The organism is Mesorhizobium sp. M0437 (assembly GCF_040321335.1).
Lineage (GTDB): Bacteria > Pseudomonadota > Alphaproteobacteria > Rhizobiales > Rhizobiaceae > Mesorhizobium.
This window is the reverse complement of the sequence record NZ_JAMYRK010000253.1, coordinates 1-676: the sequence shown is the minus strand read 5'-3', so window position 1 is coordinate 676 and position 676 is coordinate 1. Positions and strand designations below refer to the sequence as shown.

General features: G+C 55.6%; 2 protein-coding genes. Both read left to right on the top strand.

The window, feature by feature from the left end:
• The first annotated feature begins 156 nt into the window (after positions 1 to 156).
• Positions 157 to 471 (top strand): hypothetical protein, encoded by a 315-nt coding sequence (locus tag NKI72_RS35320; protein ID WP_352852301.1) that lies wholly within the window; start codon positions 157 to 159, stop codon positions 469 to 471.
• Positions 472 to 476: 5 nt separating this feature from the next.
• Positions 477 to 676 (top strand): TadE/TadG family type IV pilus assembly protein (locus NKI72_RS35315; protein ID WP_352852300.1); only part of this gene is annotated, 200 nt, incomplete at its 3' end.

Sequence of the window (676 nt, the reverse complement as noted above, 5' to 3'; positions counted from 1 at the left end):
ACCTGGAACATACTGCAGGGGACTCAGCTTGAGCGGCAATGTAACGCTCTCGCCCGGGGTATACGTCATTCAAGGCGGTGATTTCAAAGCGAACTCGAATGCAAATATTTCCGGCGAGGTGTCGTCATTTATCTGGCCGGTACCTCCGGCGTTAGCATGAACGGCACGGCGACCGTCAAGCTCAGCGCACCGACGTCGGGCACCTATTCAGGTGTGCTGTTCTATGGCGACAGAGCCAACCTGGCGGGATCCAACACGTTTAATGGCACGGCGGATTCGCTATTGACCGGCGCTCTGTATTTTCCAACACAGGGCGTCAATTATCTCGGCAATTTCTCGGGCAAAGGTGGTTGCACGCAGGTCGTCGCAAGTACCGTGCAATGGTCCGGCAACGCAAACATCATTCAGGATTGCACGAGCCTTGGAATGCGAGACATTCCGGCCACGCAAACCGTTCAGCTTGTCGAGTAGTTTTCGTGGATCGGCTACAAGTCCGGATGTTCCGGAGTGATTCGGGTGTTGCCGCGGTAGAGTTTGCGCTGGTTCTGCCCATCCTTTGCCTGGTACTTCTTGGCATTATCGACGGCTGGTCTTTTGTCTCGAGCGCATTGTCGATGCGTGCAGGCGTCAAAACCGCGGCGAACCTCGTGATGCAAGGAGCAGTCGAGGATACGAC

Coding starts and splice junctions, on each gene's coding strand:
- NKI72_RS35320 (WP_352852301.1), top strand. CDS start 157: ATGAACGGCACGGCGACCGTCAAGCTCAGCGCACCGACGTCGGGCACC.